The organism is Acetivibrio clariflavus DSM 19732 (genome assembly GCF_000237085.1).
Classification (GTDB): domain Bacteria; phylum Bacillota; class Clostridia; order Acetivibrionales; family Acetivibrionaceae; genus Acetivibrio; species Acetivibrio clariflavus.
The window spans coordinates 554,336-568,604 of record NC_016627.1; the positions used below are offsets into that span (position 1 = coordinate 554,336).

Here is a 14,269-nt window from a genome sequence, read left to right on the forward strand (position 1 = left end):
TGAAGGTGAAGATATGAGAGAAGGATATAAAAAAACAGAGTTAGGAGAAATACCTGTTGAGTGGGAAGTGAAGAAGTTAAAAGATATAGTTATTGGAAAAGGAGAATATGGTATTGGAGCATCAGCTACAGAATATGTTGAAGGAAAGCCAAGATATTTAAGAATATCTGATATTGGCGATAATGGTGAATTATTGAAAGAAGATATCAAGGGATTAGAAGAAGATAATTATTTCAAGTACTTGTTAGAGGAAAATGATATTGTTTTTGCTCGTACTGGTAATACAACTGGTAAATCATATTTATATCACAAAAAGGATGGCGAACTAGTATATGCAGGTTTTTTAATTCGATTTAAGATTAATAGTAGCATTATGGACTCTAGGTTTGTAAAATATTATACACAGTGTAAAAAGTATTGGGATTGGGTTAAGACTGTTTCTACAAGAAGTGGTCAACCAGGGATCAATAGTAAACAGTATTCTGAGTTAAATATTCCAATTCCCCCACTGAAAGAACAACAAAAAATAGCAGATATCTTGTCTACTGTAGATAGACTAATAGAACAAACTGATGCTTTGATTGAAAAGACAAAAGAATTGAAAAAAGGATTAATGCAGAGGTTATTGACAAAAGGAATTGGGCATACGGAGTTTAAAAAGACGGAAATAGGAGAGATACCTGTTGAATGGGAAGTAAAAAAGTTGAAAGAGATTGGAGAAATTGTAACTGGTAATACTCCAAAAACATCTGAGCCCGAAAATTACGGAAATGAATATTTGTGGGTTTCCCCAGCAGATATGGGTGAACACAAATATATTTATAAAACTAATAAAATGTTGTCTTTTATCGGTTTTAATAAAACAAGAAAAATTCCTAAAGGAAGTATTCTTGTTACATGTATAGGTTCAACAATTGGGAAAATTGGAATTGCATCAGAAGAATTAAGTACAAATCAACAGATTAATTCTTTAATTTGCAATGTTAAATATAATAATGAATATGTTTATTATGCAATAAGTTATAACTTTAAAAAATATATTAGTTTTATTTCAATACAGGCAGTTCCTATAATTAATAAAACAGTTTATTCAGAATTTATGATACCTATTCCACCTAAGGAGGAACAAGATAGAATAGCGAATATTCTATCAGAAATTGATATAAAAATCGAAAATTATAATGTAAAAAAACAAAAACTTCAAACCTTAAAACAAGGCCTTATGCAGAAATTGCTGACAGGCAAAATTAGAGTAAAAGTATCATAGGGGGCGACAGCATGTCTTATCTCGGGAATGAGGAAACACTTGTGGAATTGCCGGCAATCCGATATTTGCAGTACAAACTGGGGTACGAGTTTATTCATGGTGATTTATTGACTCCCGAAAAGGGAGAAAGAGATTCCTATACAGAGGTAATCCTTGTCAACAGGCTTGAAAGAGCACTGAAAAGGATCAATCCGTGGATGAACATAGACAGCATAAACAAAGCCATTCGCTATCTGACAAGACCTGAAAACTTAGGAGCAAGCCTGCTTGAGATAAATGAAAAGATTTACGATGCAATGGTTAACTTAAACTATGCGTTGGAACAGGCTGTAGGCGGAAGCAGGCAGAAGAAATTCCATACTGTAAAGTTTATTGACTGGGATAATATCGACAACAATGAGTTTTTGGTTACAAGGCAATTCAAAGTCCATGGCCCCAGTGAAAAAATCATTCCCGATATTGTTATATTCATAAACGGTATACCGGTTTTGGTAATTGAGTGCAAGTCTCCCTTTTTGGAAAAAAACAAGAATGAGAATATGGGTAAGTATGAAGCTTTTACCCAGCTCAGAAGATATATGAATCTAAGGGATTCAAATGTTTTAGAAGGTGCTCCGAGACTCTTCTATACCAACTTTTTTACCTGTATTCTAAATAAATATCACGGTTATATAGGTACCATTAGTTCCGGATACGGACACTACCTTGAGTGGAAAGACCCTTATCCTTTTACAAAAAATCAGATTGACGACGTTGAAAACAGCGGGCAGAATATTTTGCTTCAGGGAGTATTGGAAAAGAACAATCTGATTGACATTATGAGGAACTTTATTTTGTTTGAGGCTGATGAGGAGTCGGGAACGAGGATTAAAAAGATCTGTAGATACCAGCAGTTCAGAGCAGTAAACAAGGCATTACAAAGATTGGTCAACGGTAAGGACGCCCTGTCTCGCGGAGGAGTTATATGGCACACCCAGGGTTCGGGAAAATCCCTTACAATGGTGTTCCTTGCCCGAAAAATCAGAAGGACTCCCGAGTTGGTTGATGCCACTATTGTAGTTGTTACCGACAGGATTGATTTGGATAAGCAAATATACAATACGTTTGTCAGAACCCTTTCAAGTATTACCACACCAGTAAGGGCTGAAAGTGTAGCACAAATGAAAGAATTACTGTCCCAAGGACAGCCACAGATTATAATGACGACAATTCAAAAGTTCCAGAGTGAAAAAGACGATAAGGAAATATTGAAGGACAGTAAGCAAGAATTTGCTCTGGTATTTGAAAAAGAGCTTCCTGTATTGACCCCTAAATCCAATGTAATTGTTCTTGCTGATGAAGCTCACAGAAGCCAATATAAAGGCATGGCTAAGAATATGAGGGATGCTCTTCCTAATGCTGCATTTCTCGGTTTTACAGGAACTCCTATTGACAGGTAGGACAAGTCCACACCGAGAACCTTCGGCTCATATATAGACAAATATACCATTCAGCAAGCGGTGGAGGACGGAGCAACGGTAAAGATTGTGTATGAGGGAAGAAAACCGGAACTTCAAATAAAGGCGGACACGCTTGAGGAACTGTTCAACCAAGCCTTTGAAGACAAAACAGAAGAGGAAAAGGAAGCTATTAAACAAAAGTATGTAAACAGAACTACCGTTGCTGAGGCTGATGACAGAATTGAGGATATTGCAAAAGACATACTTCAGCATTACAAAGAACAGGTATATCCCAATGGATTCAAGGCACAGGTAGTATGTGTGTCCAGAGAGGCGTGTGTTAAATATTACAATGCGTTGAATAAATATATGGAAGAAATTATAGGTGAACCCTTAGAGGCAAAAATAATATTTTCTGGAAATCTCAATGATCCGCCTCATCTGAAGGAGCATTTTACTACCAAATCAGAGCAGGATGCTATTATAAGCAGATTTAAAAAGCCTATAGACAAGGATAGGTTATGTTTCCTCATAGTTAAAGACATGCTTTTAACGGGTTTTGATGCCCCTATAGAACAGGTAATGTACCTTGACAGGCCGTTAAAAGAGCACAACCTTTTGCAGGCTATTGCGAGGGTTAACAGAACCTGCGGTGAAAAGAAAAAATGTGGGTATGTTGTGGACTATTTCGGTATTTCAAACTTTCTTGAAGAAGCTTTGATAATATTTGACAGGGAAGAGCTGGGACAGCCTATGCAATCTATAGACGGTATTTACAAACAGATGCTTTCATACCGTGAAGCAGTTGTGGGAATGTTTACGGGAATAGATAAAAACAATCTGGATGCACTGGTAAAGGTGCTGGAGCCGGAAGATAAAAGGGCAGAATTTGAACTTGCATATAAAAGATTTACAGGAACAATGGAACAGATTCTTCCCAACCATGTTCCTACGGAAAATATAAACGATTTAAGGTGGCTTTCCTACATTCGTGCCGCTGCAAAAGCAAGATTTGAACCTCAAAAGAATTTGGACATATCGGATTGCGGAGAAAAGGTAAAGAACATTATAAATGCTCATTTAGAATCTTTAGGAGTGAAACAATGGATAGAACCGATAACATTGTTTGATTCTGATTTTCAAAGTAAAGTAAATACATTAAAATCCGATGAATCGGTGGCATCGGCTATGGAACACGCTGTAAGACATATAATTCATCTTAAGATGGATGATAATCCTGTATACTATACAAGCTTACTGGAAAAATTACAGAAGATATTGAATGAAACAAAAAACAACTGGATAGAACGGAAGAAGAGATTAGGGGAATTTATCAGCAAGGATGTCAGAACCGGTGAAATAGAGGAGGCAGAAGCATTAGGGCTTACTAAGAAAGAGTATGCCTTCTTTGAAACTGTCAGAAAGCATTTGTCTGATTCCGACGACTCAGAATCAAAAGGGCTAAAAGAGGATACCACTTTATTTATAACTAATGAAGTTATTGAACTGTCAAAGGATATTGCAAAAAATGTTGCAGATATTGTTAAAAAGAACTATATGATAGATTGGGTGAATAACCCGGCAAAATCGTCGGAGATTGAACGGCAGATATTCATGCTTTTGAATACAAAATATTTTAGACAAATAAAAATGGAAGACAGAAAACAGCTTTTACAGCCATTACTACAACTTGCAAAAAAGCATTTTGCAGTTTTGGAATAGAGGGAAATGTATGCAGCTATCAATACGATATGGGACAAAGACAATAAAATTTGATGTGGAATATAGGGACAGAAAGACAATGCAGGTCAGTGTCGAGCCACCGGATAAGGTATTTGTGGTGGCACCTTTGGGAACATCGGAACGGGTTATAGAAAATAAAGTAAGAAGCAAAGCAGCTTGGATTGTCCAAAAGTTATATTCTTTTAGGGATATGGAATATAGAAAAATCTCCCGGGAGTATGTAAATGGTGAGTCTTTTATGTACTTTGGAAGGAATTACTCTTTGCAGATTCAAACGGATAAAAATATAAAAAAGCCGGAAGTACAATTATATCGAGGGAAGTTCCATGTTACAGCACCAAGTAAAAATGAAGATGTGATTAAGCAGGCTATGGAACAGTGGTACAGAGAGAAGACGCAAGAAAAGGTGTTGGAGAGGGTACAGTACTATCAGCATTTTTTTAAGAAGAGGCCTGCTGATGTAAAAGTAAAGGAACAGCAAAAACGCTGGGCAAGCTGTACTTCCAAAGATGAACTGTTGTTTAATTGGAGGTGCGTAATGGCTCCTTCCCATGTTTTGGACTATATTGTAGTACATGAGATGTGCCATATGTACTATAAAAACCACTCTCAGGAATTTTGGGATATGCTGGCTTCAATAATGCCGGATTACAAGAGACACAAAGAATGGCTGAAAAAATACGGTGTAAGGATGGATTTGTGATTTGTTTATAATACTAAAGAAATATTTTAGTTTTATTGAGAGGATGTAAAAAAATTTGTGTATAGATGATTGAATGTTCTCCTTCTTGGCAAGGATTAATAATAATAAAAGCTAAGGAGGAGAACTTTATGTCAACGTTAACAAAAGAACAAATCAAACAATTAGTTCGGGAAAATAATTTCCAAAGTGTATCTGATATTAATGAATATCTTAAAGACATTTTTAAAGATATAATACAAGAACTTTTAGAAGCAGAACTTGAAGCAAAATTAGGATATGCTAAAGATGATGTAGAAAATAAAAAAACTGATAATAGTCGTAACGGTTATACGCCTAAAAAAATAAAAAGTGAGTTTGGAGAAATTGATATACAAGTATCAAGAGATCGTAAAGGCGAATTTCAACCTAAAATTATTCCTAAATATCAACGTAATGTTTCTGGAATTGAAGAAAAAGTTATAGCTTTATATGCAAGAGGAATGTCTACAAGGGATATCAGTCAACAAATTGAAGAACTTTATGGTTTTAGCCTATCAGCAGAGATGGTTAGTAAGATTACTGATAGAATTGCTCCAGAGATTAAGGAATGGCAACAAAGACCTCTTGAACCTATATACTCTTTTGTTTTTATGGATGCAATACACTATAAAGTTAAGGACGACGGAAGAATAATAAACAGGGCAGCTTATGTTGTTCTAGGTGTTACTATTGATGGATATAAGGATATTTTAGGGATCTGGATTGGTGACAATGAATCCTCAAAGTTTTGGCTTGGTGTACTGAATGACCTTAAAAATAGAGGAGTACAGGATGTTTTAATTTTTTGTGTTGATGGACTTACCGGACTTAAGGAAGCCATAAATGCTGCATATCCAAAATCTGAAGTGCAGCGTTGCATAATACATCAGCTGAGAAATTCTTTTAAGTATGTGCCATACAAAGACCTAAAAGCATTTAGTAATGATTTCAAAGAAGTATATCATGCTATTAATGAAGAAATAGCATTAGAAAAACTTTATGAACTTAAAGAAAAGTGGGGAAAGGAATATCCTTTTGCAATACGTAGTTGGGAAAATAACTGGGATGTTATAAGTCCATTTTTCAAATTTCCAGAAGAAATACGAAAAATAATTTATACTACAAATATAATTGAAGGACTACATCGTCAGTTTCGTAAGGTCACAAAAACAAAAACAATATTTCCAACAGACAGTTCACTAGAAAAGATTTTATATTTAGCATCAATGAATGTAGTAAAAAAATGGACACAACGTTACAAAAACTGGGATAGAGTACTTAGCCAATTGGTAATCCAATATCCAGGTAGGCTGGAAGAGTATATTTAAGAGCATTCACCCCCACCGCCCTCAAGGGCTCATCCTCATCGCCGGATGGGCTAGACCTCACAAAATTAAAAATATAGGTTTAAAAGGCTAATACTGACCATTATAAATGATTATTGCCAGATTTAATCAAGTTTATGTATAAAACTTAACAAATCCGGCAATAATATATAATGAAAAGGCAATAAAAAACAATATTCTGTAAACCTTGTCAACTAAAATTTACTTGCTAAAGAAGGATTACATAAATTATGATACACAAAATTACTTACATTCCCTTTATTTGAACCTAATTTAATGTATATAGTTGCTTATCTATGTAAACCCTCATTTTTATCAAAAGTACAGAAATTGAAAGAAAAAATAAAATCCCTTGTAATCTGAAAAAAATCCGATTACAAAGGATTATTTTTTAGTGGTTGAACCTATGTTAAAGCCTCTTTTGTATAACAGAATAAATTACTCCTTTACATAGACCACTTTTCTATTGCAGAGTCTCCCTGCTTTTGCAGATCTTCAATCAATGTGCCGAGCTCATTCATAGCAATAATTGTATCTTCCCAAGGCATAACTTCTGCAAAGCCGCAATAATCATCGCCAATTCTGCGTGTGAATATTGCTTTCTGGCTACCGATGACCAATGCACCTAAAGCACACTTTGTTTTAATCTTTATGACTAAATTGGGCAGATAGCAAACAATGATCAAATTAATAATTAAGATAATATTTGTTAGTATTAACAATAGACCTATAAAAGAATTTTTGTTTGAAACAACATGAGCCATCGAAAAACAACCGCTCGCTACTATTGAGCAGAACAGTTTTAACCAGAAGTGTTTATACACAATAAAAGTAGGTAACAAACCAAGAATACCGAGAATTATACCTATTATTATTGTACCTATGTTTCCTATACTGAAAAAAAGTCTATGTGTCAAAACTATAGTTAGAGAATTAAGTAATGAAAAACCAATGAAATTCAATATACTGAATTTATAATCCTTATGTATTTCAATTCCGCCAATTTCATCAAGTTTAAACTGATGCTGCTGAAGAATGTTACCGGTTAATGATGTACCGGCAGCGCGAAAAATAACTCTTTTATTTGTAACCATTAAACGTCCTTCAGCTTTCATAAACTTCAATCGTGTGCGAAGTTTTGCAATGTTATACTGTTTAACCACAATTTCATCTTCTTCTGGTTGTATACAATCAGGAACAATAGGAACATTGCGCTCATACGGATCTTCAGCACTGCTGGCCGGTTCGCTCACCCCCGACTGATCCCTCAATGAAGAAATAAACCCACTGAATGATTTAAAGTTGAGATTGAAGGATTGGATCAAAAAAGGCTCCTTGGCTGGTTTATATGCATCCTCATACTGATTGCTGGCTGCTGCATTCCCAATTGATGCCTGATAGTCATGGCAGTCACATTGACCGTTTACCAATTCTTTCCCGCAAAATCTACAAAATTTCATTTGTATACCTCCTCAATTAATTTTGATTACTTTACAATACTTCAACATTTATAAAACTATTTAGGAAATTACGTTTTTTTCAAACAGTTTACTCATTAGGGGTATCAATTTCGGTTACTGCCAAACTCTTATCAACGTTATCTTCGTGATTATAAAAATTAGAGTAGTATTCTACTACTGCATTATATAAGTCATCCAGACTCTGGTAACCATAATAATACCATCTTCTGGTGCTCCACCATCCCTCACTTATTCCCGAATCGATAACAAACCTATTACTTGGAGTATTATACTTGGTTAATTCTACTTTTGTTGCACCGCTTGGATCAACAAGCAAATTGTTAAAGCAAATAAACCAATAGAAGTCGTTAGTTTTATCGTAGGCCATACCGTTATTGGAATACTCATTTTTTACCTGAGCTTTATATATTAAGTAAATTGAGTTATTAGCTATCCAACTGTTATTGCTATCCTTAGCAGTTAACAGGTAGTTCCCGAGATAAGTAAAATTTAATAGTTTTGAGCTTTCTACCCAGTCTTCTTCCACATGCTTTTTAAATACTTGTTCTGCCTGATTCTGCATAGACCTAAGGCTTTCTTCAGAGATATCACTGGATGAGCTGATATATCTGTCAAGCCCTTCAACAGTGTATGTCTTTTTTAGAGGTGACGGAATCATTTGATAGTTTTTTATACAGTATTCAATTATATCTCCAAAAAGTATTGAAGCTGTCAAAGTAACAGTATCACCATTTGATAATCCATTGCTTTTATCCAGTTTAAATTTTAATTCTTGGGCAGCTTTTGCAGTTGGGCTTCCTGAAATACTTGCAGAGCCGTTAGGTGAAATTCCGTTAAAAACAACATCTATTCCTTCAAAAGGATCGAAAGTTTCTACTTCTTTTAAACCTTTAACAGTAAATTTAGTATTTTCATATTTAAGTTTGTATCCATATACACTCAAAGCGAGTTCATCATTACATTTCCATGTATAGGTTACTGTATCACCATTGCTTAGACCATCGGTTGCATCAAGAGAGCCGTCTACACAAGAGGATAAAAATATGTCTGTAGAAGAAATAAGATTATCTAAACCGAAAGTAGGAATTGACATTGATTTGATAATTTTTTTCTTAGATATATTTAGTTTCTTCTCATAATCAGCTTTAAATTTTTCAGTATCGAAAGATGCCTTTGCTTTTCCGATTGTGTCATATCCTTCAAAGGAAACAGTCAGATATTTATTTAGGTTAATAGTAGGTTTGATTAAAGATGATAAAACTCCTATAACAAAGCAAGATGCTAACGCTACGGCAACAAAAATACCTATCATCTTGTTGCGTTTTTTAACTTTTGCCTGCTCTTCAGGTGTCAGTATTTTTACTGTTGATTGTGGAGAATACTTTTGTTTTAAACGATTGGTATGTGGTTGATAATATGCTTGTTTCGCACCGCACTCCGGACAAAATCTGCTGTCTGATGGAATCTGACATTTGCAGTCGGAACATTGCTTTGTTGCATTATTGGTGGAAAACATCTGCGCAGATTCCGTGATTTTTGAATGTGTTTGTTTCGCACCACACTCGGGACAAAACAGACTGTCGTTTGGAATTTTTTTGTCACATTCTGAACAAAACATTTTTTTCCCCCTCGTATGAATTTTATATGATGATCAAATTAACAAAAATCTATCTTGTTTTTATATATTTATGAAACACTCTTAATTTTATTAGATTGGATTTATTGATATTTCGTGAAATATCAATAATTATACAAGGATAAATCTATTTTGTATATTCTTCAAAATTAATACTTTTTAATTAAAATTAATATTTTTTATTTAAAATTAATAATGGAACATTGAGAAAAAATATTTTTATTATGATATTTTACTGTTAGGAAAAAATTTTTTATGATAGCTAGTAGTGTACGAGAGAGTAGTAGTATTTATATTAAGCCATACATAACTCTGTAGCAATAATAACAAATATAGTATATCAAATTTTTTAAAATTTTCAATAAAAAAAGCAGATTATAACAATATATGCTTGTTAAATCAGAAACTGGGATTTTACCCTGTAGAAAAAGTAAAAAAGTAGAATATATAAATCAAAATATATTGTTTTAGTTGTTCTACATGATGAAGTGATTGGTTATATTTAAAGAAGCACGAATAAGTTACTTTACTCCCGTTATCTAATAAATATTTTGGCCTTTGTAATCAAAGAGAAGTTACATTTCATCCTTATTTCTGAGCATTTCATCCCAGATTTTATATGACGTACCGTAAATAATATTACTTCCAATCTTTCGATAATGCTGACACAAAAAATCTCCTCCTTGGATAATTATTCTGTAATTCCTGCCAAGAAGGAGACTTTCATTATCTTACACACAAAATTTAAACATCCTCTGGAATTCTAACTTTAGTAAAACTTCGTTCCTTTAATCCTGTTTCAAAGGAGCAAATTTATTTGATAATTACAATTAAGCATACTCCTTCACCAGTAAGGCACGGATATAACCCCTGTCCTTAGTGGTTGAATCTATATAGAAGCCTCTTCCGTAATAGAATCTTATCAAATCCTTGTATTTTGCGGCAGTGTGTAAAGTAACCTTTTTAATGCCCTTTGACAACAGTAGTTTATCCACTAAGTTTATAAGAGCCTTGCCGATACCGATGTTGTGATAGGCGAGTCTTACTCCAAACCTGCTTATATATGCGGTATTATCGGGAAGTATCTGAACTCTTATGGAGCCTACCGGCACGTTGTCGATAAAAGCAACAAATACTTCCTTATTTTCAATATCATATTTTATATCTTCCAGTGTTTCTTCCAAGGCCTCCATTGAGTCTTTAAGGCCGGTATCTTCTACATATTTTTTGAATGCCTCCCGTGTAATAGTCTGTATGGCTTGTGCATCTTCCACGGTTGCTTTCCTTATTATAAATGAATAATCCATTTAAAGATCACTATTCCTTTACTTACCCATCAGTATAGTCATTATTGCTTTTTGTACATGAAGCCTGTTTTCTGCTTCGTCAAATATTACCGACTGCGGACCGTCGATAACTTCCTCGGTAACCTCGTATCCTCTGTACGCCGGTAAACAATGGAGGAAAATAGCATCTTCCTTTGCTTTAGAGAAGAGATTTTCATCAACTCTGTAAGGTTCGAAAATTTTGAGCCTTACTTGTTTTTCCGATTCCTGACCCATGCTTACCCAAGTGTCGGTATATACCACATCTGCATCTTTAATGGCTTCAACAGGGTCTTCGGTTATGATAACCTTAGAACCTGAGATTTTGGCAGCTTCTTTGGCTTCTTCCACAATTTTTTCATTACACATATAATCCTTTGGAGAAGCAACGGCTATGTCCATGCCTACTTTAGAACAGCCATGAAGCAGTGAATGGGCAACATTGTTTCCATCACCGAGATAGGCCAGCTTTAGACCTTTTAGTGTTCCCTTGTGCTCATAAACGGTAAAGAGGTCGGCCAAAACCTGGCACGGATGCATTAAGTCAGTAAGACCGTTTATTACCGGTTTGTTTCCGTATCTTGCCAAGTCTTCTACGTCACTGTGGTCAAAGGTTCTTATCATAATTCCGTCTAAATATCTTGATAATACCTGAGCTGTATCATATATGGTCTCACCGCGGCCAAGCTGTATATCGTTTGAACTTAAAAACAATGCATATCCGCCTAACTGGTACATTCCTACTTCAAAAGAAACCCTTGTTCTGGTGGAAGATTTGGTAAAAATCATTCCTAAGGTTTTACCCTTTAGATGGTGATGGATAACGCCTTCTTTCTGCTGTCTTTTAAGCTTTTCGGATAGATTTAGAATTTGTTCGATTTCCTCCAGTGTCAGGTCGTTCAAACTTATTAAATGTTCCATATATATATCCTCCATGCATTTTTTTTAATAGTATTATATATCTGACAATATGCCATCCAATGTACTGATGAAGCCATCTATATCTTCTTTGGAAATAATTAATGGCGGCAGAAGCCTGATAATATTTTTACCTACACTACCCACAAGATATCCTTTTTCAAAACACTTATTTTTTATCTCTACGGCATTTTCGCTATTCAACTGTATACCGACCATAAGGCCTTTGCCTCTTATTTCTTCAATTAAGCTGTGTTTGTTTTTTAGCTCGAGGAGTTTTTCAACCAGGTAATTACCCATCTTTTCACTGTTCTCTACGAGATTTTCCGACAGAATTATTTCCATGGCTGCAAGAGCTGCCGCACATGCAAGAGGATTGCCTCCAAAAGTGGAACCATGGTCTCCCGGTTCAAAAGCACTTGCTACATGATCCTTAGCCAAAAGTGCACCTATTGGGAAGCCGCCTCCTAATGCCTTGGCAAGAGTGAATATATCGGGCTCCACACCAAAATGTTCATAAGCAAAGAGTTTACCGGTTCTTCCAAGACCGCATTGAACTTCATCAAAGATCAGAAGTATTCCTTTTTCATCGCAAAGTTTCCGAACACCTTGCAAATACTCTATTGTAGTGAGGTTAACACCGCTTTCGCCTTGTATGGGTTCAATCATTACTGCGCATGTTGTGCCGTTTATGGCTTTTTCAAGGGCTTCAAGGTCGTTTATGGGTACTTTCAAAAATTTCGGTGTCAACGGAGAATAAGGTTTTTGATACTTATCCTGTCCGGTAGCTGCTATTGTAGCAAGGGTTCTTCCGTGAAAAGATTTTTCCAGTGTAATTATTTCATATTTCTCCGGCATTCCTTTTTTCTTAAAATAAATGCGTGCAAGCTTTATAGCACCTTCGTTTGCTTCAGCACCGCTGTTTGCAAAGAAAACTTTATCGGCACAGGAGTTCTCAACCAATAGTTTTGCCAGTTTTACCTGCGGCTCTATGTAGTATAGATTTGAGCAGTGTATTAATTTTTCTGCTTGAGTTTTTATTGCGTTAACCAGCTTAGGATGGGAATGACCTACAGCACTTACCGCTATTCCTCCAAGGAAATCGTAGTATTTTTTTCCTTCTATATCCCAAAGGTTTATACCTTTACCATAATCAAAGCAAACTGGGGTTCTATCGCCAAAAGTATTCATATAGTATTTCTTATCCATCTCTATAATTTCATTTAGCTTCATGATAAAGACCTCCATTTAAGTTTGTTTATAATTATACAGAAAAATGTATAAAAATGCAATACTTACTTTGGTAAATTTTTGAGACATTAAAATTATAAAGGCTATTTCAAAAATACCTGACAGTTACCTTTGAAATGCCTTATAATAAAAAATTGTAAGGATAAAATTATCAGAACAGAAAAATGAAAAAATACCTACCTGTATAAGAATAGAATTTAATGGGCTTATATCAGGCAAGGTGTTTTTTGATAGATTTGAAGAAAACCTCTTTTAATTTGGATTTTTCATCTTCAAGTTCGGTAAAGAAAGAATAGAGAGAGTTATTGATTTCTTCCTTCATATCGGTATATTTTACACCATAGTCAATATATGAATTATTACTAATTTTTCTTATAATAGATCCTTTAGCAGTAATTATTTTTTTATTGGGGAGATATATTGTCAAGTTAAGTTGATCGTCGTTTATCGAAAATTCATCTTTGGAATAGAAAGCCATACCCATTAAACTTATATCATGAATAATTGCAAAGTGTTTGGCATTTAAATTCTCGGACTCAATATTGGCAGCTATATAAACATCATATCTTGGGAAGATCCTTGAATTTTTCATATCTTTAACGGTCTTGATATTAATGGTGACATAGCTTGGGAATTGCGGCTGGATTTTGGTGATGGTACCGGTGAAAAGAAATTCCACATCTTTATTGGAAAGCTTTATGGTCATTGTCTGGCCGGGCATTATTATACTTTCGAGATATCCTGTAATTAAACCAACTGATACAGAGTTATCTTCGACCTTATATACAATGTTTTGATGCCAGATATTGCCTGGAGAAAGTTTCGTATTGACAACAGTACCTTCCTTCAATACTGTACATAGCAAGTTTTTTCCCAATATACTCACCCCTTATATTTATCTGGTGCCTATGAACAGATTAAAGATGAACTTTATCTGTTATTAATCTAAAATAAAAATTAATTATATCAAAGTAAGGAATTTGCTTATTGGTAATTTCCTGCTTAAAGTTAAGTTTGTTGCGTAAGAGTTGAAAGAAGTTTGCTGAAAAGATATATAGCAGCCTGGATTATTATATTTACAGCTTTGTTTGAAATTTAAAGTATATATTATTCTTCAAAAAAGTTTGCTTTTTCAAACTTTT

9 protein-coding genes and 1 pseudogene are annotated in these 14,269 nt (G+C 34.6%); 4 read left to right on the forward strand and 6 right to left on the reverse strand.

Annotated elements, in window-relative coordinates; all coding sequences use genetic code 11:
• The first annotated feature begins 13 nt into the window (after positions 1-13).
• The 4 genes and pseudogenes from CLOCL_RS02340 (at position 14) to CLOCL_RS02355 (ending at position 6,498) form a co-directional block, all read left to right on the forward strand.
• Positions 14-1,267, forward strand: coding sequence for a restriction endonuclease subunit S (locus CLOCL_RS02340; protein ID WP_041714862.1), 1,254 nt, complete (start codon positions 14-16; stop codon positions 1,265-1,267).
• A gap of 11 nt (positions 1,268-1,278) precedes the next feature.
• A pseudogene (locus CLOCL_RS23620) lies at positions 1,279-4,428 on the forward strand (type I restriction endonuclease subunit R).
• Between the two features lie 10 nt (positions 4,429-4,438).
• Positions 4,439-5,152, forward strand: coding sequence for a M48 family metallopeptidase (locus tag CLOCL_RS02350; protein WP_014253838.1), 714 nt, complete (start codon positions 4,439-4,441; stop codon positions 5,150-5,152).
• 128 nt (positions 5,153-5,280) lie between these two features.
• Positions 5,281-6,498 (forward strand): IS256 family transposase, encoded by a 1,218-nt coding sequence (locus CLOCL_RS02355; protein ID WP_014253839.1) that lies wholly within the window; start codon positions 5,281-5,283, stop codon positions 6,496-6,498.
• A 464-nt stretch (positions 6,499-6,962) separates the two neighbouring features.
• Here the strand turns inward: CLOCL_RS02355 and CLOCL_RS02360 are convergent, their stop codons facing one another.
• The 6 genes from CLOCL_RS02360 to CLOCL_RS02385 form a co-directional block, all read right to left on the reverse strand.
• The gene (locus tag CLOCL_RS02360) at positions 6,963-7,976 is read right to left on the reverse strand and encodes a hypothetical protein (protein ID WP_014253840.1); all 1,014 of its coding nucleotides are present in this window, start codon (positions 7,974-7,976) and stop codon (positions 6,963-6,965) included.
• Between the two features lie 88 nt (positions 7,977-8,064).
• Positions 8,065-9,615 (reverse strand): zinc ribbon domain-containing protein, encoded by a 1,551-nt coding sequence (locus CLOCL_RS02365; RefSeq protein WP_014253841.1) that lies wholly within the window; start codon positions 9,613-9,615, stop codon positions 8,065-8,067.
• An 848-nt stretch (positions 9,616-10,463) separates the two neighbouring features.
• Positions 10,464-10,940 (reverse strand): GNAT family N-acetyltransferase, encoded by a 477-nt coding sequence (locus CLOCL_RS02370; protein ID WP_014253842.1) that lies wholly within the window; start codon positions 10,938-10,940, stop codon positions 10,464-10,466.
• An 18-nt stretch (positions 10,941-10,958) separates the two neighbouring features.
• Positions 10,959-11,879, reverse strand: a complete 921-nt coding sequence (gene argF / locus CLOCL_RS02375) for an ornithine carbamoyltransferase (protein ID WP_014253843.1) — start codon at positions 11,877-11,879, stop codon at positions 10,959-10,961.
• Between the two features lie 33 nt (positions 11,880-11,912).
• Positions 11,913-13,109: an acetylornithine transaminase gene (locus tag CLOCL_RS02380; protein WP_014253844.1), complete on the reverse strand. Its 1,197-nt coding sequence runs from the start codon at positions 13,107-13,109 to the stop codon at positions 11,913-11,915.
• A 229-nt stretch (positions 13,110-13,338) separates the two neighbouring features.
• Positions 13,339-14,004, reverse strand: a complete 666-nt coding sequence (locus CLOCL_RS02385; protein WP_014253845.1) for a PilZ domain-containing protein — start codon at positions 14,002-14,004, stop codon at positions 13,339-13,341.
• Between the last annotated feature and the right edge of the window lie 265 nt (positions 14,005-14,269).

Bases quoted from the DNA above. Each gene is read 5' to 3' on its own strand.
- CLOCL_RS02340 (WP_041714862.1), top strand. From the start codon at position 14: ATGAGAGAAGGATATAAAAAAACAGAGTTAGGAGAAATACCTGTTGAG.
- CLOCL_RS02350 (WP_014253838.1), top strand. From the start codon at position 4,439: ATGCAGCTATCAATACGATATGGGACAAAGACAATAAAATTTGATGTG.
- CLOCL_RS02355 (WP_014253839.1), top strand. From the start codon at position 5,281: ATGTCAACGTTAACAAAAGAACAAATCAAACAATTAGTTCGGGAAAAT.
- CLOCL_RS02360 (WP_014253840.1), bottom strand. From the start codon at position 7,976: ATGAAATTTTGTAGATTTTGCGGGAAAGAATTGGTAAACGGTCAATGT.
- CLOCL_RS02365 (WP_014253841.1), bottom strand. From the start codon at position 9,615: ATGTTTTGTTCAGAATGTGACAAAAAAATTCCAAACGACAGTCTGTTT.
- CLOCL_RS02370 (WP_014253842.1), bottom strand. From the start codon at position 10,940: ATGGATTATTCATTTATAATAAGGAAAGCAACCGTGGAAGATGCACAA.
- argF (WP_014253843.1), bottom strand. From the start codon at position 11,879: ATGGAACATTTAATAAGTTTGAACGACCTGACACTGGAGGAAATCGAA.
- CLOCL_RS02380 (WP_014253844.1), bottom strand. From the start codon at position 13,109: ATGAAGCTAAATGAAATTATAGAGATGGATAAGAAATACTATATGAAT.